Here is a 21,550-nt window from a genome sequence, read left to right as displayed (position 1 = left end):
CGTCAACGATAACGCGTGCTTCCTGAATAAACGCGGTGCCTGTGAGTTTTTCGCGAGCAAGCTCGCTCCTACAAAAAGCCTTGACTGGCATTGGGGCCAGCCACCTCCCACCGTTGTAAATGGCGTGTGTCAGCTGACCTTCAGCACCAATTTGCCAAAGTTCTCGCCGTTGAACAGTTTCATCAGCGTTTCCGGGAACGTTTCCAAACCTTCAACGATATCCTCTTTGCTCTTGAGCTTGCCCTGGGCCATCCAGCCGGCCATTTCCTGCCCGGCGGCGGCAAAGTTCGCCGCGTGATCCATCACCACAAAGCCTTCCATCCGTGCGCGGTTGACCAGTAATGACAAGTAGTTGGCGGGGCCTTTGACGGCTTCTTTGTTGTTGTACTGGCTGATGGCGCCGCAAATCACCACTCGCGCTTTCAGCGCCAGGCGACTGAGCACTGCGTCGAGAATCTCGCCGCCAACATTATCGAAATAGACATCCACGCCCTTGGGGCACTCGCGCTTGAGGGCGGCGGGTACGTCTTCGTGTTTGTAGTCGATGGCCGCATCAAAGCCCAGTTCGTCCACCAGGAACTTGCACTTGTCGGCGCCTCCGGCGATGCCCACCACGCGGCAGCCCTTGAGTTTGGCGATCTGTCCGGCAATGCTGCCGACCGCACCGGCGGCGCCGGAAATCACCACGGTCTCCCCTGGCTTGGGCGCGCCGGTGTCCAGCAGCGCGAAGTAGGCGGTCATGCCGGTCATGCCCAGCGCGGACAGGTAGCGGGGCAGCGGCGCGAGTTTCGGATCGACCTTGTAGAAGCCGCGTGGCTCGCCGAGGAAGTAATCCTGTACGCCCAAGGCGCCGTTGACGTAGTCGCCGACCGCAAAGTCCGGGTGGTTGGAGGCAATCACCTTGCCCACGCCCAAGGCGCGCATGACGTCGCCAAGGCCCACCGGCGCGATGTAGGACTTGCCCTCATTCATCCAGCCGCGCATGGCGGGGTCGAGGGACAGGTACTCGTTGTGCACCAGTATCTGCCCGTCCCGGGGTGTGCCCACCGGGACTTCCTGATAGGTGAAGGTGTCCCGCGTGGCCGCTCCGACCGGGCGTTTGGCAAGCAGGAACTGGCGGTTGGTCTGGGCAGTCATGGCGGCAACTCTTTAGAAATGAAGTACCAGTCATAGACAAGTAACGGCCCGCGAGCAAGGTTGTTCGAGCCACGCGAATGCTTGCCGATAGACAGGGTTGATACTCGGCCGTATGGCCTTATCACCAGGACTCATGCAGCACCCACCGGGCTTCTGATAGTGCTGACGCGCCGCTCCCATCGTTGGCTAGACTCGCTCCACGGTTATCAATCCCACAGGACATTCCCCATGAGCATGACATTTTCCGGCCAGGTCGCCCTGGTGACCGGCGCTGCCGCCGGTATTGGGCGCGCCAGCGCGCTGGCGTTTGCCGCCGAAGGCTTGAAAGTGGTGGTGGCCGACCTTGATGTGGCGGGCGGCGAGGGCACTGTGGCGCTGATTCAGCAAGCCGGTGGCCAGGCGTTGTTTGTGCGCTGCAACGTCACCCTGGAAGCGGATGTGCAGCAATTGATGGCGCAGACCGTTGCCGCCTATGGCCGCCTGGACTATGCCTTCAACAATGCCGGGATCGAGATCGAGAAGGGCAAGTTGGCCGACGGTACGCTGGATGAGTTCGATGCCATCATGGGGGTCAACGTCAAAGGCGTGTGGCTGTGCATGAAACATCAACTGCCGCTGTTGCTGGCCCAGGGCGGGGGCGCCATCGTCAACACGGCGTCGGTAGCGGGTTTGGGGGCGGCGCCGAAGATGAGCATCTATGCGGCGTCCAAGCATGCGGTGATCGGCCTGACGAAGTCGGCAGCCATTGAGTACGCGAAAAAGAAAATCCGCGTCAATGCCGTGTGCCCGGCGGTGATCGACACTGACATGTTCCGACGCGCCTACGAAGCCGACCCGCGCAAGGCCGACTTTGCGGCGGCGATGCACCCGGTCGGGCGCATTGGCAAGGTCGAGGAAATCGCCAGCGCCGTGTTGTATCTGTGCAGCGATGGTGCGGCCTTCACCACCGGCCAGGCCCTGGCGGTGGACGGCGGTGCCACGGCGATTTAGGACTTCACACTGCAACCTGTTCGAAAAGTGCTGGGGTGGCGTGGGGTGTTTCCATAGCTGGCAAAAAGCCGTGATTGAATGTGTATCATTAGGTAAAAAATCTAATAAAATCAATGATTTAATAACTATCTAGGACGAGCTTTCTTGAGCTTCTGTGCTTAACTGTTTGGGTTGAATAACAAACAGTTGAAGTGAGTGGCTCATGGATTTAGGGATTGATCGACAAGCCCCAGTACCGGTGGTGCAGCAAATCATCAGCGCAGTCGCGGGATGGATTCGCAACAATGGGGTGAGCCCCGGCACACGCTTACCGTCCGTCCGGCAATTGGCCCTCGACAACCTGCTGAGCCAGTCCAGCGTGATCGAAGCCTTCGAGCGGATGGCGGCCCAGGGGCTGCTGGCCTCGAAAAACGGTGCCGGGTTCGTGGTCGCGCAACCCGCGGTCGTTCAGGAAAACCCGTGGCACGAAGGCGCCGAACTGGGATGGGGCAGCTTTACCGATGGCCCTTTGGGCGAGCTTAAGCTCGGCTGCGGCTGGCTACCGGACGCCTGGCGCGAGAGCGATGACATCAACTACGCTATCCGCGAAGTCAGCCGTACCGACACCGCCGGGCTGTTCAACTACAGCACACCCCTGGGATTGCCGGCCCTGCGTGAACAATTGCTCAAGCGCCTGACCCGGATCCACGTGCCCAGCAGCCTGGAGTGCATCCTGACGACCCACGGCGCCAGCCACGCCCTGGACCTGCTGATACGGACGTTGCTCAAGGCGGGCGATACGGTGGTGGTCGAGACCCCTGGCTACGGCAACCTCTATCGGCAACTGGCGTTTCACGGGGTCACCTTGCTCGAAGTGCCGCGCACGCGCAGCGGCCCGGACATCGCAGCGCTTGAGGCACACCTGCAATGCCATCGCCCCAAGTGCCTGTTCATCAACAGCCTTTATCACAACCCTACCGGCACCAGCCTGTGCCACGCGGTGGCCGAACGTTTGCTGGCGCTGGCCCGCAGCCGCGATTTCCTGATCATCGAAGAAGACGTCTACGGCGACCTGCAACATGCCAGCTGCACGCGGTTGGCGGCGTTGCCCCATGAAGATCGTGTCATCTATGTCTCCAGTTTTTCCAAGACGCTGAGCAGTGCCCTGCGCGTGGGCTACCTGAGCGCCGGTGCGGCGATCATCGCGCAACTGGCTCATCTCAAGACCCTGACGGGCATTGGCACTTCGCGGTTTGCCGAGGCCATGGTGGCGACCTTGCTGGCCAACGGTACCTACCGCAAGTGGGTGCAGCGCCTGCGCAAGCGTCTGAATACGCAAATGGCCGCCACCCTGCAGGTGCTGGAGGATGAAGAATGGCAAGTGTTTGCGGTACCTGCCGGCGGCATGTTCCTGTGGGCGCGACCTGGCGCGCAAAGCCCTTCGCGCGTGCAGGCGTGTGCCCGCAGGCTGGGTGTGTTGTTGGCACCGGGAACGTTGTTCAACCCGAAGGGTGAATGCAGCGAGTGGCTGCGCATCAACGTGGCCTATGCGGCGGATCAGCGAGCATTGGCGCTGTTCCGTGCCCTGGGGCCCGCCAGATCGACCTCGACCATTCTGAAAACGACGGGCGTGTAGCTTTTTGCCATTATTGTGGCGCCAATGACTTGTGCTCAGTGCCCCGTGGTTGCCAATCTCGCTGCTGGTCAGGCGGGTTTATGGCATCTGCCATTGCGAGAGGACTCAAGTGCAATGATTTCGGGCACGCAACGACGTTTTGCCAACCTCGGTATGGCGAAAAAACTGGGCTTGGGGTTCACCCTGGTGCTGCTGCTGACGGCACTGGTCGCGGCCATCGGCGTAGGGTCCCTGCAAACCGTGGGTCAGCGCTTCGAGGGCCTCAAGCGGATGTCTTCGCTCAACAGCGACCTGCTCAAGGTGCGCCTGATCGAACAGGATTACGCCTTGCACGCCGACCCCAAGGCGGTGGATGCCCTGCATGAACGTGTCGACGCGCTGACTGCGCTGGCGGTCAGCCTCAAGGGCCAGTCCGCCGCCAACGTGCCGGTCATGACCGAGGTGGAGCAAGCCCTGGTCGCCTACCGCAAGGCGTTCGACGAGTTTGTCGAACTGACCCAGACCAAGGACTTGGCCCTGGAAATGGCCAGTTGGTCGGTGTCCAGCGTGGCCAATAATCTCGATGTGTTGCAGGCCGGCCTGGCGGACGACGGCGCCTATGCCCTGAAGGAAAGCCAGGGCAAGGACGGCGCCGAATTTATCGAGCAGGCGGGGCAGGTGAGCCAGGTGTCGCGGTTGATGTTGCAGGCGATGAACGAAGCGCGGCTGCGCCTGGATCAGAGCCGCAAGGCCGACGCGGACGAGGCCGAGCAGGGCAGGATCGAACAGGCTGACCAGGCGCTGGCCCAGGCCGAGCAACTGAAAACCTCGGTCAAGGACTCCGGTTACCAGACCGTGCTGAATGAAGTGTCCGGGCATATCGCCTCGTTCAGCGAAAAGCTTGGCGAATACACCGGCCTGCTGGCGCAGGAAAAAGTGGTTTACAAACAATTGCATGATCGCGCCGATCAGGTGGTCAGCCGGGTCAACCAGGCCTATGACGCCGAAGACCAGTCGATGCAGGCGCAACTGGCCAGCAGCGCGCTGCTCATCATCGGGTCATCCGCCCTGGCGTTGCTGGTGGGGCTGATGGCGGCATGGGGGATTACCCGCATGATCGTGGCGCCGCTGCGCAGGGTAATCGCCGTGGCCCAGCAGATTGCCTCCGGTGACCTGACTGGGCGCATGGAGGTCAATCGCCGCGATGAAATCGGCCAGCTGATGCAGGCGATGCAGCAGATGGGCAACGGCTTGAGCCATATGGTCAGCGGGTTGCAGGCGGGGATCGAGCAACTGGCCAACTCGGCGCATTCGTTGTCCAGCGTGACCGAGCAGACCAACATCGAGGTCAGCAGCCAGAAGGAGGAAACCGAGCAGGTGGCCACGGCGATGAACCAGATGACCGCCACGGTGCATGACGTGGCGCGTAACGCCGAAGAGGCCGCGCAAGCTGCGCAGACGGCGGATGACAAGGTCGACAGTGGCCAGCAGGTGGTGCGCTCGAGCTTGCAGCGCATCGAACTGCTGGCCACCTCCAGCAACAGTGCCAGTGCCAGCATCGAGAGCCTCAGCGCGGAGATCCAGAACATCGGTGCGGTGTTGAGTGTGATCAAGAGCGTCGCCGAGCAAACCAACCTGCTCGCCCTGAACGCTGCGATTGAAGCGGCCCGCGCAGGCGAGCAAGGGCGCGGCTTTGCGGTGGTCGCCGACGAGGTGCGGGCCCTGGCCAAGCGTACCCAGCAATCGACCGAGGAAATCGAACGCCTGGTCAGCACCTTGCGCAGCGCGGCGCAGTCGTCGGTGCAGCAGATTCAGCACAGTGGCGAGTTGGTTAAACTGGCCGTCAGTGATGCGTTGGAAACCGAAAGCGCCCTGGGCAGCATTGCCGCAGCGGTGTCATTGATCCAGCAGATGAACCAGCAGATTGCCGCCGCGGCCGAGGAGCAGAGCTCGGTGGCCGAAGAGATCAACCGCAGCGTCACCAGCATCCGCGCGAGTGCCGATCAATCGGCGTTGAGCATGCAAGGCAACGCCGCGTCGAGCATCCAGCTGGCGCAACTGGGCGCGGAACTCAAGGGCATGGTGGGGCACTTCCGCCTCTGATCGCAGCCGGAGCGCCGCGACCAGTGGCGAACGGGATCAGGCGTTGTTGGCAAGGAACGTCAGTAGCGCTTCATTGACGAACTCCGGATTCTCCCGGCTGGAGATATGCCCGGCGTCGGGAATCAAGGTCAGGGCACAGCCGATCAGATTGGCCATTTCCTCGGCTTCTGCGGGTGGGCGGGGCTTGTCCTGTTCGCCGCACATGACCAGGGTGGTGTCGCAGTCCAGGCGAGGCAGCTGATCGAGGATGTCTTCGCGACTGAAGATCAAGCGACCCAGGGGCACCACGCTGTCCAGCAGGCGTTCCCGGGAAAAATCCTGCAGTGACTGACGAAAGTCCTGATACAGCGCTGATTCGCGGTCGATTTGCGGCCGGAAGAAGATCGGCGCGATCACGTCCAGCAACGGTTCAGGAATGGCGCCGGCGTCTTCAATCATCTTGAACAGCGAGAAGTAATACTCGCGCGTGGCGTGCGGCTCGGCGCCGAGGTCGGTGTCCATCAGCACCAGGCTGTTGAGGCGCTCAGGTGCCAGCAAGGCGAGACGGGCGCCCCACATGCCGCCGACCGACAGACCGACCAGGTTGACCTGCGCGATATTCAGCTGGTCCAGCAGCGCCAGGTGCTGATGTGCCAGGTCGTCAAGGGAGCGGGTGTCTGCGGGCAGCGTGCCCGACTCGCCATGACCCCACAGTTCAGGGACGATTACACGGTATTGCTGCGACAGTGCGTCGATCTGCGATGGCCACATGTTGCGGTCCCACAGGTAGCTCGAACCCAACAGGACGACCGGGCCTGTGCCCTGGTCGATATAGTGCAGCGGTTGTCCATCAATCACGGCGACAGGCATAGCAGGCCTCTAACTTCACGGAGTGAGGGGCACTTTTTTACCCTAGTCGGGGGCGGGGGGATAGGTGCATTTTGATGGCACGTGGCGACCGGATGTCGCCACATAGCCAGAAGGCTATCAATCGTAGATGGCTTTCTTTTTCCACTCGGCATCGGCGTCGACGACTTTCAGGCCTTCGGTCAGTTCGTTGACTTCGTCTTCGACTGGCTGGCTGTTGGTCAACACCGTGGAGTTGGCGCGGGCCAATTGCGACTCCAGGGTTTTCAGCTGTGCGCTGTACAGCCCCGGTTCCGGTTGTTTGCGCAGGTACTGCACGCCGCGCTCGAACGCCAGGCGCGCCTGGCCCGGTTGCCCTTGCTGCAGGGCATGCTGACCGAGGTTGTTGAAGAACTCGATGTGCAGCAGCACCAGGATATGGCGGACTTCCTTGATCCAGTGCTTCGCTTCGTTGGCCGGCAGGAAACCGTCCTGGGCCGCGCGGGTGACTTGGCCGTGCAACGCTTCGAGCAAAAAGCGCACATCCTTGGCCTTGGCTTCGGTCTGGATCGGCGCGGGCGGATTGGCCACCGGAATCGATTCGCCCTGAGCGATCAGTGCGTTGAGCTCAGCGATCCGTGCCTTGAGCGGGCCGCTGGATTTGTTGAGGTTCAGCAGGCGCTGGTTGACGTTGAGTTCCAGGCGGGTCAGCAACAGCTTGAGCGCCGGGGTCATCAATTGGCCAGGAAAGGTCTCGGTGATTTCACCACAGCGACGCAGCCGATCATTGAGCTCGATTTCGGTACGCTGCTTTTCCAGCTTATTGTTTTCCACCACATGGTTCATGTAGCCAATGGCGATCAGTATTGCGATCCCGGCTATAACCAGCAGGGTGATCATGAGTGGTGTCACCGGTGTGACCTCTTTATGGGGTTTGCTGTGGAGTGTAGTGACTGAGCTATCCGGCGGATAGGACTGTTCGACCAGTTGCCCAGGTTGTTTCTTCTATATAGGTAAGTGTTCCTGGCGTGACTGCACATTGCCATCATTTGCCTGGTCCAACTATAGCGCCTTGTCGAGCGCCAGAATATAGGCGCCAGGGCTTGGGCGGCCAGAATGCCCGGGCGGGCCGGTAAACCGGGGCGAAGTCATTGATTTAAATAAATTTATCCTTGGGGGTTGACGACCTATGAATCCATCCATAGAATGCGCGCCACTTACAGCGTAAAGCACACAGCGAAACGCGGTAGGGAGTGAATGTTGTACGTGTGTCCCCTTCGTCTAGTGGCCTAGGACACCGCCCTTTCACGGCGGTAACAGGGGTTCGAGTCCCCTAGGGGACGCCATATGCGGGAATAGCTCAGTTGGTAGAGCACGACCTTGCCAAGGTCGGGGTCGCGAGTTCGAGTCTCGTTTCCCGCTCCAATTTACAAGCAGTGTGGCCTTCGGGCGGCATTGAGTGAAACCAGGACCCCATCTTCGGATGAGGCCTCTGGGCACTGGAATACACACCATGTGTTTCAGTAGCGTGTCCCCTTCGTCTAGTGGCCTAGGACACCGCCCTTTCACGGCGGTAACAGGGGTTCGAGTCCCCTAGGGGACGCCATTTGCGGGAATAGCTCAGTTGGTAGAGCACGACCTTGCCAAGGTCGGGGTCGCGAGTTCGAGTCTCGTTTCCCGCTCCAATTCAAAGAAAAAGCCACTCAAACGAGTGGCTTTTTTTTGTCTGCGATTTATATAACAGCGCTGATCGTATTGATCGTTCCCACGCTCTGCGTGGGCATGCATCCCGTGACGCTCCGCGTCACCTTGCGCACCTGCCGTATTTTGCGCTGAAAGCAGGACGCGGAGCGTCCAGGGCGGCATTCCCACGCAGAGCGTGGGAACGTTCAATGGTGTTAAAGAGCATTCACCGCTTGAGCCAGCCGCAACGTAGCCTGACGGATTTCTGCCTGATTGAGCGACGCAAAGCCCAAGCGCAGCGCATTCTCCGGCTGGCCCGTCGGCGAGAACTGCCGGCCGCTGCGCACCACCAGTCCGTGGCCCAGGGCTGTTTTTACCATTCGATCCACGTCGATCTCATCCTCGAAACGCACCCACAACGCCAGGCCGCCCTCGGGCTCGCGCACCTGGATACGATCGCCCAGCGACTCGTGCAGACAGGTTTGCAACGTCTCCCGGCGCCCTCGATATTCTTTCGACACGCGGCGCAGGTGCTTTTTCAGTTCACCCTCATTGATCAGGTCGGCCAGCATTTTCTGAGCGACGGCGTCGGCGTCCCCCAGCATCAGCGCCGCATTGCGGTGCAGGGCTTCAACCACCTCGGCGGGCGCCACGATATAGCTGCAGCGAAACGTCGAGCCCAAGGCTTTGGATAGCGAGCCGATATAGATCACGTGGCGCTGGGAACGGTCACTGGCAAGCGGCAGGTAGGGGCGACCGTTAAAGTGGAATTCGTGGTCGTAGTCTTCCTCGATGATGCAGAAGTCGTTCAATGCAGCGAGCGTCAACAGCTGTTGGCGCCGCGCGGCGTGCAGGCTGACGGTGGTAGGGAACTGATGATGCGGCGTGACGTAGATCATGCGCACCTTGTGCTGCCGGCATAAACGGTCGATCTGGTCGGTACGGCAACCTTCTTCGTCCATGTCCACCGTGACCAGGTGCGCGCCCAACTGACGAAAAATCTCCCACGCCGGCGGGTAACTCAAGCGCTCCACCAGTACCACGTCGCCCGGTTTGATCAGCAAACTGGCACTCAGGTACAGCGACATCTGCGTGCCCTGGGTCAGGCAGATATTGTCGGCGTTGACGGCCAGCCCGCGATTGCTGCGCAGCATCTCGGCAAGGGCGCAGCGCAAGTGATAGCCGGTGCCTTCGCTGCCGTAGCGTACGGTGTTGGAGGCAAAGCTGTTGCGCAGGGCGTTGCGGTAGTAACGATGCAGCACCGCTTGCGGCAGCAGGCGGTGGTCGCTGGTGCCGTTGTCGAAAAACAGCGCGTCATGCCGATGCTGCAGCGCGGTGACCTGCGCGTTGTGGGCGAAATACGGCACCACCGGCTGCGCCAGAATGGGCGGCGCGAAGGACTGCAGGGCATGACCGGGCAGTTGCTTGGGCGTCAGTTGGGCATTGACGAAGGTGCCGCGACGCGGCTCGCTGATCAGCCAGCCTTTGGTCAAGGCTTCTTCGTAGGCCAGGATGACCGTCTTGCGGTTGACGTCGAGCAACTGCGCCATTTCCCGCGTCCCTGGCAGCAAGGTGCCGGGCGGCAGGCGCCCCTCGACAATCGCGGTCACCAGGCCCTCGGCTATCTTGCGGTAGGAGGCATGGGGCGAGTCGGCGTCGAGCTTGAGTAAGGGGCGCCATTTACGCATCTGGACCATCTGAAGTATCCAAAACTGGAGGTTCTAATGGGCCTAGTCTAGCGTAACAATCAGGCTTCACTCATTCTCGGGTCCTCAGCTATGCGGCATGTCATCGAACTGTCCCCCTCGGGCAAAAGCTTTGAGGCCGGCGACGAGCTGTTGCTTGACGCCATGCTTGCCAGCGGCCTGGCCGTGCCGTTCTCCTGCCGCCGTGGTGCGTGCGGTTCGTGCAAGGTGGTGGTCACCCAAGGCGAGTACCAGGCCAAGCGCCTGGCCCCGGACGCGCCCGCGCCTTGTTACCCCCTGGCCGCCAATGAAATGCTGTTGTGCCAGAGCCGTGCCTGCACCGACATGCGCCTGGAAATTCCCGGTTGGTCATTGGATACGCCGGCGCTGGTGTTTGACGCACACGTACTCAGCAAGCAGGCAATCGGCCCTGCTGTTATCGAGTTGGTGTTGTTGCCCGACGCACCTGTGGCAGTGCGGCCAGGGCAGTACCTCAAGCTCTGCCTGGAACACGGCGATACGCGCAGTTTCTCGATTGCCAACCTGCCTGCCGAGGACGGTGGGCGCTTGGTTTTGCAGATTCGTCGGGTAAGCGGCGGGTACTTTTCCGAAGGCATCCTGGATGGCCTGGCCGTGGGCGACCGCCTGCAACTGGAAGGTCCGTTCGGTGCCTGTACCTGGCAGGACGATGCCGCCGAGGCCGTGGTGCTGTTCGCCACGGGCACCGGTTACGCCGGCATCAAGCCGATCCTGCTGACCGCCCTCAAACGTGATCTCGAGGTGACGTTGTATTGGGGCGGCGCGCACTCGGCGGACTTCTACGACAGCGCCTTCCTGGATCAAGCAGTGCTCGAACATCCACGGTTTCGCTGGCATCCCGTGCGCTCATCGGAGGGCAGGGTGCAGGAGGTTGCATTGAGTCATGGTCATCGCTGGGAGGTGGCCCAGGTCTATGCCTGCGGGAACGGCGCCATGCTCAGCCAGGTGCGAACCCAGTGCCTGGAGGCGGGTCTGCCGAGCCATCGGTTTGTCGCGGAGGCGTTTGTCGCCAGTGGTCGGTCAAGCGCGGAAACGGCACCGCCGGCGTTCGACCCGATCTGGGAAAAAGTCGGCCCGCGTTATTCCCTGGACGGCATGCTGGCGGCGCGTGAGAAATCCATACGCGCCCTGGCAGCTATCGTCAGCCGCTTGAAAGTCGGCATGACCACCGGCCAGGCGCTGGAAATGGCCGCCGGGCAATTGCAGGCCATGGGCGCGTCGCACACTTGGCACCCCACCTACATCCGGTTTGGCGCCGACACGGTGCGCCCGCCCCGTGAGGGTATCGATCGCCAGCGCAGGCTGCGCGCCAGCGATATCGTGGTGGTCGACCTTGGCCCGGTGTGGGACGGCTACGAAGGCGACTATGGCGACACGTTTGTCTTCGGCGACTCGCCCCTGCACCTGGCCTGCACCACCGCACTGCACCAGGTGTTCGATGAAACCCGCCAGGCCTGGCTGCGCGGTCTGACCGGGCGCGAACTCTACGACTTCGCCGAACAGAGCGCCGTGGCCAAGGGCTGGCGGCTGGCACGCAATCTGGCAGGGCATCGCCTGGCGGATTTTCCCCATGCGTTGTTCGAGAGCAAACAGTTGGCGGAACTGGACATCCCGCCGAGTGAAATGGCCTGGGTGCTGGAGATCCAGCTGTGCCATCCCACTGAACCGGTCGGTGGGTTCTTTGAGGATATGTTGATGTTGCAGGCGTGAAGAGCCCGCCGTTGCGGCGGGCTCGAGAATGGATCAGAGCTTGGGCAACTGGCCGACGCGTCCCATCATTTCGGTCACAATCTGCAGGTCCAGCAGGAACTGCTCGACAGTCTTGAACTCACCGTCGGTGTGGCCGGTGTACTTCTCTTCCGGGCGGGCCAGGCCGAATTGCACGCCGTTGGGCAGGTCGTGCACGGACGTGGCGCCGGCGGATGTGCCGAACTTGTGCTGCATGCCCAGGTTTTCCGTGGCCACCGCCAGCAGGGCTTTTACCCACTCGCCTTCGGGGTTGCGGTACATCGGCTTGTCCAGCGAATAGGTGAAGTTGACGTTGACTTTGGCTTGCGTGTTCCAGGCGTTCAGTTTCTGCTCGATCTGTGCCTTGAGTGCCTCCGGGGCTTTACCCTTTGGCGCACGCAGGTTGACTGCCAGCTGGAAGGCTTTGTCATCCAGGCCGACAAAGGTCGGTGAGGTGGTCAGCGGCCCCATGAAGTCATCGGCATAGTCCACGCCCAATTTGCCACCCAGGTAATCCAGGCCCCAGTTGTCCGCCGCGTACTGCGCAGCATCCGTGATGTGGTTGTGCTTGAGGGCGATCTTGCCATCGACGCTGTGGATCAATTCCAGCATACGTGCCACCGGGTTGACCCCGGATTCGGGTTCCGAAGAATGGGCCGACACGCCGGTGACGGTCAGTTTGACGTTCTTGCCGTCAACCTGGGCGCTCACCTGGAAATTGCCGCCATTGCGCCTGGCATAGTCATTACCGGCCTGCTGCAGGCTGGCCGCCAGTTCAGCCGGGTTATCGCTGACCAGCGTGGCGACCGAGACCGATGGAATCTGGTTGGTGGCCTTGCCGCCGGTCATTGCGATAATTTCCGCGCCGGTGCCTTCACCCTTGCGCACCGGGAAAGTGGCCATGACGGTGCCCGAGCCTTTTTCGGCGATCACCACCGGGTAACCGCCATCGAGCGCCAGGTTGTAGTTCGGCACAGGATTGCGTTCGAAATAGTAGGGAATGGCGTCACCGGAGGTTTCTTCGGTGGTGTCCACCAGCAGCTTGAACGTGCGCGCCAGCGGCAGCTTTTCTTCCTTGATCACCTTCATGGCGTACATCGCCACGACGATGGCGTTCTTGTCATCCTCGGTGCCGCGACCATACATGCGGTCGCCAATCAGCGTGACCTTGAACGGGTCCAGCCTGGTGCCATCCTTCAGCACCCAGTTTTCCGGCGTCACCGGGACCACATCGGCGTGGGCATGCACGCCCACCACTTCGTCACCGCTGCCTTCCAGGGAAATTTCATACACGCGGTTATCGACGTTACGGAAGTTCAGGTTGAAGGACTTGGCCAGGGCTTGGATCCTGTCGGCGATCTTGAGGAATTCCGGGTTTTTGTACTGCGGCAGGCCGTCTACGTTGAACGTCGGAATTTCCACCAGTTCGCGCAAGGTTTCCAGGGCCGCCTTGCCGTACTTGACCCGTGTGTAAATGCCAAGCAGGCGATTGATCTCGTTCTGCTGCTCGGTGCTCAGGGTTTTGTCATTGAGAAAGGCGCTGATGGCCGGGGCGATATCACCGGACTTGCCCAGGTCGCCCTTGGCCAGGGTGCCGAGGAAACTGCGGAAGTCGCTGACGGATGTGTCTGCGAAACTATTCAGAATCGCGGTATTTTGTTCGGCAGTGATGTTGGCGAGCGCAGGCGTGGTAACCGCCGCAAGGCCGGCGGCGAACAGCGTGGCAGTCACGAGTTTTTTCAGTGGAAAGTGCATGGTTGGAGGCATTCCCTTGCAGGCAGTGAGTAGGGTGTTTCTGACGGATAAGTCAGAAACATTTCCACACACTAGCATTACTCAGGTGCTCGAGGTCAATGCTGGCCAGGGTGAGGGGCGGGGTACTCATCAGTCACGTTCAAGGCTCTGGCGTAGGGGCCGTCCCACAATTGCTCATGCAATTGCCCTACGCGTCTGGCCATCGCCTCACTGCGCATCACCACCTCCAGATTGCGTGAATTATCCAGGTAACCGCCTAACCAGTTGCTGGTGCCGACCCACGCCACTTGCCCGTCGATCTCCATCGTCTTGCTGTGGATCACCCGTGCATAGGGAATGAAGCCTTGCCTGGCCTCGGGCAGCGTGACGATCTTGATTTGTACGTTGGGCAGCACCGCCAGGCTCTTGAGGTAGGGCAGTTCCAGCGGGTCGGTGTTCCAGTTGGACACCATCAACTTGATCGACACCCCACGCGCAGCAGCGGCGCGCACGGCGTTGTCGATCACTGCATAGTAAGGGCGGGTCCGATCCGGTCCGTAGGACAGCGGCGCATAGTCAAGCAACTGCACGCGCACCTCCTTCTTCGCTTCGCCCAGCAGGCGCGGCAGTTCCTGCTGTGAATCGCCCACGCCGGGCGGGTTGTAGCGTTGCGGGCTGGCCACCAGATAGTTGCCGGTGCGCGCAGGCGCCTGTCCGGCGGTGGGCAGTGGCACCGGTTGCTTGTCGCTGAGGGCCTGTTGGGCTCGCCAGTCCTGGTCGAAGATCGCCTGGACCTGGCCGACCACGCTCGCGTCGCTGATACGCAGACCGGTTTCGTGGATATGTTCCAGGGAGCGCCAGTCGAAATTCTGGCTGCCGATAAACGCCTGACTGGCGTCCACCACCATGTATTTGGCGTGGATGATCCCGCCGCTCAATTGTCCGAAGGGCAGCACGCGCAAGGTCAGGTTGGGAATGGCGCGCAAGCGTTCCAGGGTGGCCGTATCCGATAACTTGATGCCTTTTTCTTCGAGCAGGAAACGAATTTTCACCCCGCGTTTACCGGCGGCTTCCAGGTGTTCGATGACCTTGTCCATCACCGAGCCGGGATGGTCGGCTGCGTAGAACTGGCCGATATCGATGCGGTTTTTTGCGCCGTCGAACAGCTCGATCCACACCGGGCCCGGCTGGCGCAGATCGGCAGTGCCCAATGCGGTGTCCACCGGCACGGTGTGCACCAGTTCAAACCCTGCAATTGAAAAGTCCGCCAGGGCCAGCGGACTGAGGAGCAAACCGGCGAGGCCTGCGACACGCAACTTCATCGAAAGGGACATAAGCGTCTCATTGCGCAAAAAGAACAGGCGGGCCATGACGCGCCCGCCGTAAAGGTCAGGTCGTGCGGCTGTGCAGTGGCGTGGGCACGCGGTGCGGCACTTCTTCGTGGGCGCGGGCCCCGTTGGAGGCGCGGATCAGCAGGATCTTCAACTGGTCATTGATGCGCTCCAGGCTGTCCTGGAAAAAGTTATGGAACACTACGCAGAACAGCGCGATGGCGATCCCCAGCCCGGTGGCGAACAAGGCTGTGCCGATACCACCGGAAATCTGCCCAGGGTCCGATACGCCTGCGGTGGCGAGGGCCTTGAAGGTGTCGATGATGCCCAGGATGGTCCCCAGCAGGCCGAGCAGCGGGGCCGCCGTGGTGATGGTCTCGATGATCCACAGGCTGCGGGCCAGCGGCGCGCGGGTCTTGAGGTACTGGGTGTCGATTTCGTCGTCGAGGTCCTTGCGCGATCCGTGGGACGCCTTCTGGGCCAATACCGGCAGGATCATGTTCAGCGGCAGGCTGTCGCGACGGGTCAGCGGTTCGGGCAGGTCGCGTTCGCTGTGCACGGTGGCGCCCAGGGCGTCGATCAAGGCGCGAGCCTGGCGGCGCACATAAGCGAAGTAGATGCCGCGCTCGATGGCGATGAAAATCGCGATGGCCATCGCGGCATACATCACATAGAAGGTGATGTCGTGAAGCAGGTTCATATCCATGCTTGCGTTCCTCTTGGGTCAGTCTTAGAAATTCGCTTCCAGCGAAACCGTGACGGTGCGGTCCAGGCCGACGATGTACGCCGGGTCGCCATCGCGAAAACCGCTGTAGCTGGCGGCGTTGGTCTTGGTGGTGTACACGCCGTCCAGGTATTTCTTGTCGAACAGGTTGTCGACGTTCAGGCGCAGGGTGGCGTCCTTCACGACCTTTTTGTCGACCGGCAGGTAGATACCCGCGCCGAGGTTGAACACGGTGCGCGCGGAAATGGCTTCGTCGTTGGTCAGGTCGCCGTAGAGCTTGCTGGTGTATTTGCCGCCGAAGGTGCCGTAGAAGCGCCCGTCGTCGTAACCGATGTTGGCCGCCAGCATGTTCTTCGGCACGTTGGCGAACTGTTTGCCGCTGGTGGGCAACAGGATGGCCCGGCCTGCGTTGTAGACGGTCATGTCGTCCTGCTGCTCGGCCTTGGTGTAGGTGTAGGAGGTGTAGTAGTTGAAATGGTGGGGCAGCAGGCCGCTCCATTCCAGTTCCAGGCCTTTGTTGGTGACGGCGCCGACGTTGATATCGGCGGAGTCGCCATTGATGTCTTTGGACGAAACCTGGCGATTCTTGAAGTCCATGTAGAACAGGGTTGCGGCCAGGGTCATGTCGTCGCCGCTGTAGCGCCAGCCCAGTTCGTGGTTCCAGCTGGTTTCCGGCTCGAGGTCGATGGAGCCGGCGCCTTTGTCATAGAGCGCGTAGTTCTGCGGTACGCGCATGTTGCGCGACAGGCTGTAGAACAACTGGTCGCGCTCGTCCAACTGGTATTTCAGGCCGGCGTTGGGCAGCAGTTTGTTGTAGGTCTGGTTACGTTTTTCCGGTTGTTCGTTGAGACTGCCGTGGTTGGTGCCGTCACGCTCGACGTTCATGTAGGCCAGGCCGGCGATGAAGGTCCAGTCCGGGTTGATGTACCAGGTGTCCTGGGCCCAGACTTTTTGCGCCGGGGTCACGGTGAAGCGGTCGCGCCCCTGGACCTGGTTGCCGTTGGCGTCGACGACGGCGCTGTTGGAATCCGGCCAGGTGTCGACCGGCTTGCCATTGCTCTTGAGCGGGATGAACGGCTGGGTCTGGCTCTGGCGTGCGCGCTCGTACCAGTAACCCAATTGCAGGCTGTGGTCGCCCAGGTCCCAGGTCAGTTTGGTGGTGATGCCCGGACGCCAGGTCTGGGTGCGCGAAGGGCGGTAGTACATGCCGCTGTTCGGCGTGCCGTCGGCGTTGTACTGGGCGGCGGTTGGCAGATTGCCAAGGTCGAATACGCCGCCCTGGTTCGAACCACGGTTGAGCGCATAACTCGATGAGCCGACGCCGCTGCCATTGCCCCAGAAGTAATACGGGATCACCGACAGGGCCAGGTTGTCGGCCAGTTTGAACTGGGTGTTGAGCACGGCGGTGAAGGTCTGGAACGGGTTCTGCGCCAGGGCATAGTAGCTGTTGTACTTGCCGTTGCCGCCCACCGTTGGTGTGGCCGGGTAGGGGTCGTATTTGCGGCCGTTTTGCTGGAACTGCGCCTTGGTCAACTGGCTGTAGCTGTTGTTGTCCTGCTCGTGGTACTTGAGGATCAGGTTGGCGGTGTTGCCGTTGCCGGCGTCGAAGAAGCTGTTCCATTCCACCTTGTCCGCGCGCACGGCGCCCGAACCACGCCACATATCACCCTCGGTATGGGACGCCGACAGCCAGTTGCTCAGGCCGTTGATTTCGCCGGTGTTGAGGCGGGCGAAGGTCTTGCGCGTGGCGTTGCTGCCGACGATCTGTTTGACGAAGGCGCCGGTCTCTTTGGTCGGGCGAATCGTCACGATGCCGATATTGCCGCCACTGGAACCGATGTGCGGGCCGTCGGACTCCGAGGCGCCCTGGGTGACGAAGATCTGGTCGAGGTTTTCCGGGTCGCCCAGCAGGTTGGAATACAGCGCATAGTTGCCCGAATCGTTGATCGGCATGCCGTCCACCGACATGCCCACCTGGTCGGAGTTCATGCCGCGCATGGTGAAGCGAAAGCCCGACAGGCCGGTGTTGTCCTCGCTGGAAATGTTCAGGCCCGGCGTGTACTTGAGCTTGTCGATGGCGTTGCCCGTCGCCGTCTGTTTGTCCAGCGCCTCCTTGGTCACGGTGGAGCGGCCCTTGATGCTTTCCTCGGGCACCATGTAACCGCCCCCGGCGCTGGCTTTGCCTTGGACCCCAATGGTGCCGACGTCACTGTCGCCGGGGTCGGCCATGACCATTGTCTGGGTCATGCTGGTCGCGGCAACGAGTGCCAGGTGAATGCGGGTGAACTTCATCACTGTCGTCCTGGTGGCGCGTGCTTATTGCACGCTGTAGTTGAAGGTGGCGGTGAAGCGCTGCTCATTGCGGCCCCCGAACGCCTGCTCGGGGAACGGCTTGACTTGCTTGATGCGACGCAAACTGTTGGTGGCGGCCCGGTTGAGCAACATGCTCGGGGCCTGGGTTTGCAGGCCGGAATCCAGCACGCGGCCCTGGCGGTCGACCAGCAGCCACACCACCACTTCGCCACTCGGGCGTTCGAGGGAGGCCTGGCGCCCGGTGGGGTACTGCTTGTAGGTGTCCAACTCGTTGCGCAAGCCCTTGAGGTAACCGCCTTCCAGCGCCTGGCTGTCGACCTTTGGCGGCGCGGGCGGGGCGGGTGTCGGGGCCGCCTGCGCAACCGGCGCGGGCGCAGGCTTGGCGGCCACCGGTGGCGGTGTCGGCGTGGGCTTGGCAACCACGGGCGCAGGCTTGGGCACAGGTTTGGGCTTGGGCTTGGGTTCGGGTTTTGGCACCGGTTTCGGCGGTGGCGGCGGTGGGGCGGGCTCGGCTTCCTCGTCTTCGATCACCGGCGGTGGCGGCGCCTGTTCCACCACAGGCTGCGGGACCACCTCCGGCTCCGGCTCGACCAACGCCAGCTCGACCGCCGACTCGTCGTACACCGGCTCGACCTTCAAGGTCTGGGACTGGATACCCAGTGCAATCAGCACCAGCGCGACCAAGGCCGGGACACTGCCCAGCCACTGACGTACTCGAAACAGCAGGTACATGATCAGGACTTACGCGTGGCAATGGACACGGAGGTGAAGCCACCCAGGCGCAGGGTGTCCATCACTTCCACCAGGCGCGAAACCTCTACGCCTTTGTCGCTGTTGACGATGATCGTCGACTGGGTATCGGGCTTTTGCGCCGCCTTCAGCGCCGGCACCAGCGCGTCCACCGAGAGGTCCTTGCCGTCCAGTTGCAACTGGCCTTCCAGGCCCAGGGTGAGGATGAATTTGTTCTGCGGTTTGAGCTGCTGTGAACTGCTGGCGCTGGGCAACTGAGTCTTCATGCCCAGGGCCGGAATCACGTTCAAGCTCACCAGTACGAAAAACACCAGGAGGAACATCATCACGTCGATCATCGGGATCAGTTCGATGTGCGCCTTGCGCTTCTTGGGTTCATCCCAGGTTCTCATTCCGTTACCCCGTTATTGAATTAGGGGCAGCACGCTAGCAAGCAAAAATGACCGAATGGTTAACTTTAATTGACGATTTTAAAGCTCTAGGACGGGGCTTTCAGAAAACTTACCCGTCAGTTTTTGGGCGTAACGAAACTGACATCCAGGACGTACATGCTCGAGAAATTTATCGCGAGAGCCGGCGCACATGCCCACCACACTGCCTCGATTATCGACCCAGCGACTGTTGTTGCGAACACTGGAAATGCATCAGGCACAGGTGCTTTTCACCCTCGCCAACGGGCCGGAAATTGCCGACAACACCGCGAACATTCCGTCGCCCTACACCTTGGAAACCGCCCGTGACTTCATTGCCGGGATCGCCGACAAGTACCGCACCGGCGAGCTGCTGAACCTGGGGATGCATGTGCACGACACCGATGAATTGATCGGCATGGTCAGCCTGCGTATGAATGCTCGGCATCGCTATGGGCACTTGGGTGGTTGGGTGGCGGCGCATTGCCGTAACCGGGGTTACGCGGCGGAAGCGGCGAGGGCGGTGATGGACTTCGGGTTCAACGAGTTAGGCTTGCAACGCGTGGGTAGCCAGTGTTTTGCTCGTAACAAGGAATCGGCGCGGGTCATGGAAAAGATCGGCCTGCGCTATGAAGGCTGCATGCGCCAGGCGTTTCTAAAGAACGGCGTGTTTGAGGACCTGCTCGGGTTTGCCAGCGTGCGTGACGACTGGGAGCGCTGCCTGTGAGCGGCGATATAGACCACACCCGACGCCGGGTACTCGGCGGCCTGGCGGTCGCTACGGCGTTTTCCATCCTCAGCCCGTTTGCGCGCAGTGCCGGGGTGGATTATCCGTTCACCCTCGGCGTGGCGTCCGGTGACCCATTGCCGGATGGCTTTGTGATATGGACGCGCCTGGCGCCGTTGTTCAATGCCGAGGACGGACGCGGTGGATTGCAGCGTGCGGTGCCGGTGCGCTGGCGGGTGGCCAGCGATGCGGCGATGACGCGGATTGTGCAACAGGGCGAGGTGATGGCGACCGGGCATTTTGCCCACTCGGTACATGTCGAGGTGGCGGGGTTGGCGACGGGCCGGCCGTACTGGTATCAGTTCGAGGGCCTTGGCGCGCAGAGTCCGATTGGTCAGGCACGCACCACGCCTGCGCGGCATGAGATGGCGTCCGCCCGGCTCGGGTTCGTCTCCTGTTCGCATTGGGAGCGCGGGTATTTCAGTGCCTACCGTCATCTCGCTGCCGAGCGCCCCGACCTGGTGTTTTTTCTCGGTGACTATATTTACGACAGCTCCTACGCGGCGGACTCCGGCAAAGTGTTTCGCGCCCACGGCAGCGGTAATGCGGTGAGCTTGAGCGACTACCGCAACCGCTACGCGCTGTACAAGACCGATCCCGATTTGCAGGCCCTGCACGCCGCCGCGCCGAGCGTGGCTACCTGGGACGACCATGAAGTGCAGAACGACTATGCCAACCGCTGGTCCCAGGACCCGAAAATTCCCGTGGCGCGGTTTCTCCAGCAACGGGCGGCGGCTTACCAGGCGTTCTACGAACATATGCCGTTGCGTGCGAGCAGCCGGCCGCAGGGCCCGGACATGCGCATTTACCGGCGCCTGGACTATGGGCGGCTCGCGCGCTTCCATGTGCTCGACGGCCGCCAGTACCGTTCCGAGCAGCCTTGCATCGCGGCCGATGGCAGCCACCAAGGACATATTGTCACCACCCCCTGCAGCGACTTGCGTGACCCCGCCCGCACCTTGCTCGGCTGGCAGCAGGAGGCCTGGCTGGACCAGGGCTTTGCCCAGTCCCGGGCGCAGTGGAATGTGATCGCCCAGGACTTGTTGGTGGCGCCGCTGATGCAGCGTGACCTGACCCATCACAAAGTCGGCCGCTGGACCGATGGCTGGGATGGCTATATGGCCAACCGCAAGCGAATGCTGGCGTCCATCCAGCGCAACCGCGTAAATAACCCGGTGTTCTGGGGCGGGGATATCCACTCTTTCTGGACCACGGACCTGCACGCCGATGCCAATGACCCGGACTCACTGGTTGTGGCGACTGAATTCGTCGGCTCGTCGGTGACCTCCGATGGCCCGCCCTATGAGGCCTTCACGAAAATCCTGCCGCTCAATCCCCATGTGAAGTTTTTTGACAGTCGCCAGCGTGGCTATGTGTCGGTGGAATTGGACGCGCGAAAGATGCTCACGCACTTTCGCGTGATCAGCGACCCACGCGACCCGGCAGCCACGGTCTCGACGTTGCAGTCGTTTGTGGTGGAGCCGGGCAGGGCGGGGGCGATGGCTGTGTAGCCTGGGCTCAAATGTGGGAGGGGGCTTGCCCCCGATGGCGTTGGTTCAGTCAAAAATGCGCCTACTGACACTCCCTCATCGGGGCATAGGTATCTACACAACTCAGCAGCGCCCAACCGTAACCACGATGCGAAGCGAGCCGCTCTTGATCTTGATCTGCTTTTGATCCTAGGCGCCCCGTTAAACCACGCTGGCCGAACGCAGGC

General features: G+C 61.5%; 16 protein-coding genes, 4 tRNA genes and 1 pseudogene. 11 read left to right on the top strand and 10 right to left on the bottom strand.

The window, feature by feature from the left end:
• Nucleotides 1–129: 129 nt before the first annotated feature.
• Complete coding sequence (locus J1G34_RS01270) at nucleotides 130–1,137, bottom strand: NADP-dependent oxidoreductase (protein ID WP_065935399.1); 1,008 nt, start codon at nucleotides 1,135–1,137, stop codon at nucleotides 130–132.
• A gap of 228 nt (nucleotides 1,138–1,365) precedes the next feature.
• On the opposite strand from J1G34_RS01270, the gene J1G34_RS01265 reads away from it, so the two are divergent.
• The 4 genes and pseudogenes from J1G34_RS01265 to J1G34_RS27545 all read left to right on the top strand — a co-directional run bounded on the left by J1G34_RS01265 (nucleotide 1,366) and on the right by J1G34_RS27545 (nucleotide 5,824).
• On the top strand, nucleotides 1,366–2,127 hold the full coding sequence (locus tag J1G34_RS01265) for an SDR family oxidoreductase (RefSeq protein ID WP_065896335.1): 762 nt from the start codon (nucleotides 1,366–1,368) through the stop codon (nucleotides 2,125–2,127).
• A 202-nt stretch (nucleotides 2,128–2,329) separates the two neighbouring features.
• Nucleotides 2,330–3,742 carry an aminotransferase-like domain-containing protein gene (locus tag J1G34_RS01260; RefSeq protein ID WP_222993098.1) on the top strand — a complete coding sequence of 471 codons (1,413 nt, stop codon included), beginning with the start codon at nucleotides 2,330–2,332 and terminating at the stop codon, nucleotides 3,740–3,742.
• Between the two features lie 24 nt (nucleotides 3,743–3,766).
• Nucleotides 3,767–4,963 (top strand): annotated as a pseudogene (locus tag J1G34_RS27550) (HAMP domain-containing protein); the annotation flags it as partial.
• Entirely contained in the window at nucleotides 4,943–5,824 is an 882-nt protein-coding gene (locus tag J1G34_RS27545; RefSeq protein WP_459077107.1) for a methyl-accepting chemotaxis protein, read from the top strand. The pseudogene J1G34_RS27550 and the gene J1G34_RS27545, both read left to right, overlap by 21 nt.
• Nucleotides 5,825–5,860: 36 nt before the next feature.
• Here J1G34_RS27545 and J1G34_RS01250 read toward each other — a convergent pair whose 3' ends face one another.
• Both J1G34_RS01250 and J1G34_RS01245 read right to left on the bottom strand, forming a co-directional pair.
• Entirely contained in the window at nucleotides 5,861–6,673 is an 813-nt protein-coding gene (locus tag J1G34_RS01250) for an alpha/beta fold hydrolase (protein WP_222993094.1), read from the bottom strand.
• A gap of 117 nt (nucleotides 6,674–6,790) precedes the next feature.
• Entirely contained in the window at nucleotides 6,791–7,561 is a 771-nt protein-coding gene (locus tag J1G34_RS01245) for a hypothetical protein (protein WP_222993092.1), read from the bottom strand.
• Nucleotides 7,562–7,919: 358 nt separating this feature from the next.
• On the opposite strand from J1G34_RS01245, the gene J1G34_RS01240 reads away from it, so the two are divergent.
• The 4 genes from J1G34_RS01240 (at nucleotide 7,920) to J1G34_RS01225 (ending at nucleotide 8,334) form a co-directional block, all read left to right on the top strand.
• Nucleotides 7,920–7,995, top strand: a tRNA-Glu gene (locus tag J1G34_RS01240).
• A 3-nt stretch (nucleotides 7,996–7,998) separates the two neighbouring features.
• Nucleotides 7,999–8,074: transfer RNA gene (locus J1G34_RS01235), tRNA-Gly, on the top strand.
• 105 nt (nucleotides 8,075–8,179) lie between these two features.
• Nucleotides 8,180–8,255 (top strand) — tRNA-Glu (locus J1G34_RS01230).
• A gap of 3 nt (nucleotides 8,256–8,258) precedes the next feature.
• Nucleotides 8,259–8,334: transfer RNA gene (locus tag J1G34_RS01225), tRNA-Gly, on the top strand.
• A gap of 213 nt (nucleotides 8,335–8,547) precedes the next feature.
• Here J1G34_RS01225 and pdxR read toward each other — a convergent pair.
• Complete coding sequence (gene pdxR / locus J1G34_RS01220; RefSeq protein WP_222993090.1) at nucleotides 8,548–10,029, bottom strand: MocR-like pyridoxine biosynthesis transcription factor PdxR; 1,482 nt, start codon at nucleotides 10,027–10,029, stop codon at nucleotides 8,548–8,550.
• 81 nt (nucleotides 10,030–10,110) lie between these two features.
• On the opposite strand from pdxR, the gene J1G34_RS01215 reads away from it, so the two are divergent.
• Nucleotides 10,111–11,766 carry a M24 family metallopeptidase gene (locus J1G34_RS01215; protein ID WP_222993088.1) on the top strand — a complete coding sequence of 552 codons (1,656 nt, stop codon included), beginning with the start codon at nucleotides 10,111–10,113 and terminating at the stop codon, nucleotides 11,764–11,766.
• A 33-nt stretch (nucleotides 11,767–11,799) separates the two neighbouring features.
• Here the strand turns inward: J1G34_RS01215 and J1G34_RS01210 are convergent, their stop codons facing one another.
• From J1G34_RS01210 to J1G34_RS01185, 6 genes are all read right to left on the bottom strand, one after another.
• Nucleotides 11,800–13,539 carry a dipeptidase gene (locus tag J1G34_RS01210; protein WP_222993085.1) on the bottom strand — a complete coding sequence of 580 codons (1,740 nt, stop codon included), beginning with the start codon at nucleotides 13,537–13,539 and terminating at the stop codon, nucleotides 11,800–11,802.
• 95 nt (nucleotides 13,540–13,634) lie between these two features.
• Nucleotides 13,635–14,852, bottom strand: a complete 1,218-nt coding sequence (locus tag J1G34_RS01205) for a phospholipase D-like domain-containing protein (protein WP_222993083.1) — start codon at nucleotides 14,850–14,852, stop codon at nucleotides 13,635–13,637.
• Between the two features lie 55 nt (nucleotides 14,853–14,907).
• Entirely contained in the window at nucleotides 14,908–15,555 is a 648-nt protein-coding gene (locus J1G34_RS01200; RefSeq protein ID WP_222993081.1) for a MotA/TolQ/ExbB proton channel family protein, read from the bottom strand.
• 24 nt (nucleotides 15,556–15,579) lie between these two features.
• The gene (locus tag J1G34_RS01195) at nucleotides 15,580–17,865 is read right to left on the bottom strand and encodes a TonB-dependent receptor (protein ID WP_222993079.1); all 2,286 of its coding nucleotides are present in this window, start codon (nucleotides 17,863–17,865) and stop codon (nucleotides 15,580–15,582) included.
• A gap of 24 nt (nucleotides 17,866–17,889) precedes the next feature.
• Nucleotides 17,890–18,618, bottom strand: coding sequence for an energy transducer TonB family protein (locus tag J1G34_RS01190; RefSeq protein WP_130139066.1), 729 nt, complete (start codon nucleotides 18,616–18,618; stop codon nucleotides 17,890–17,892).
• Nucleotides 18,619–18,620: 2 nt separating this feature from the next.
• The gene (locus J1G34_RS01185; protein ID WP_065893676.1) at nucleotides 18,621–19,028 is read right to left on the bottom strand and encodes an ExbD/TolR family protein; all 408 of its coding nucleotides are present in this window, start codon (nucleotides 19,026–19,028) and stop codon (nucleotides 18,621–18,623) included.
• 190 nt (nucleotides 19,029–19,218) lie between these two features.
• On the opposite strand from J1G34_RS01185, the gene J1G34_RS01180 reads away from it, so the two are divergent.
• Nucleotides 19,219–19,773 carry a GNAT family N-acetyltransferase gene (locus J1G34_RS01180; protein ID WP_130139067.1) on the top strand — a complete coding sequence of 185 codons (555 nt, stop codon included), beginning with the start codon at nucleotides 19,219–19,221 and terminating at the stop codon, nucleotides 19,771–19,773.
• Entirely contained in the window at nucleotides 19,770–21,344 is a 1,575-nt protein-coding gene (locus J1G34_RS01175) for an alkaline phosphatase D family protein (protein WP_222993078.1), read from the top strand. Before J1G34_RS01180 ends, J1G34_RS01175 begins: the two co-directional genes overlap by 4 nt.
• Nucleotides 21,345–21,550 lie beyond the last annotated feature (206 nt).

It is taken from the genome of Pseudomonas sp. Wu6 (assembly GCF_019891515.1).
Taxonomy (GTDB): domain Bacteria; phylum Pseudomonadota; class Gammaproteobacteria; order Pseudomonadales; family Pseudomonadaceae; genus Aquipseudomonas; species Aquipseudomonas orientalis_A.
The sequence above is the reverse complement of the archived record's forward strand: the minus strand, read 5'-3'. Positions and strand labels throughout refer to the sequence as shown.

Bases quoted from the DNA above. Each gene is read 5' to 3' on its own strand.
- J1G34_RS01270 (WP_065935399.1), bottom strand. From the start codon at position 1,137: ATGACTGCCCAGACCAACCGCCAGTTCCTGCTTGCCAAACGCCCGGTC.
- J1G34_RS01265 (WP_065896335.1), top strand. From the start codon at position 1,366: ATGAGCATGACATTTTCCGGCCAGGTCGCCCTGGTGACCGGCGCTGCC.
- J1G34_RS01260 (WP_222993098.1), top strand. From the start codon at position 2,330: ATGGATTTAGGGATTGATCGACAAGCCCCAGTACCGGTGGTGCAGCAA.
- J1G34_RS27545 (WP_459077107.1), top strand. From the start codon at position 4,943: ATGCAGGCGATGCAGCAGATGGGCAACGGCTTGAGCCATATGGTCAGC.
- J1G34_RS01250 (WP_222993094.1), bottom strand. From the start codon at position 6,673: ATGCCTGTCGCCGTGATTGATGGACAACCGCTGCACTATATCGACCAG.
- pdxR (WP_222993090.1), bottom strand. From the start codon at position 10,029: ATGGTCCAGATGCGTAAATGGCGCCCCTTACTCAAGCTCGACGCCGAC.
- J1G34_RS01215 (WP_222993088.1), top strand. From the start codon at position 10,111: ATGCGGCATGTCATCGAACTGTCCCCCTCGGGCAAAAGCTTTGAGGCC.
- J1G34_RS01210 (WP_222993085.1), bottom strand. From the start codon at position 13,539: ATGCACTTTCCACTGAAAAAACTCGTGACTGCCACGCTGTTCGCCGCC.
- J1G34_RS01205 (WP_222993083.1), bottom strand. From the start codon at position 14,852: ATGTCCCTTTCGATGAAGTTGCGTGTCGCAGGCCTCGCCGGTTTGCTC.
- J1G34_RS01200 (WP_222993081.1), bottom strand. From the start codon at position 15,555: ATGGATATGAACCTGCTTCACGACATCACCTTCTATGTGATGTATGCC.
- J1G34_RS01195 (WP_222993079.1), bottom strand. From the start codon at position 17,865: ATGAAGTTCACCCGCATTCACCTGGCACTCGTTGCCGCGACCAGCATG.
- J1G34_RS01190 (WP_130139066.1), bottom strand. From the start codon at position 18,618: ATGTACCTGCTGTTTCGAGTACGTCAGTGGCTGGGCAGTGTCCCGGCC.
- J1G34_RS01185 (WP_065893676.1), bottom strand. From the start codon at position 19,028: ATGAGAACCTGGGATGAACCCAAGAAGCGCAAGGCGCACATCGAACTG.
- J1G34_RS01180 (WP_130139067.1), top strand. From the start codon at position 19,219: ATGCCCACCACACTGCCTCGATTATCGACCCAGCGACTGTTGTTGCGA.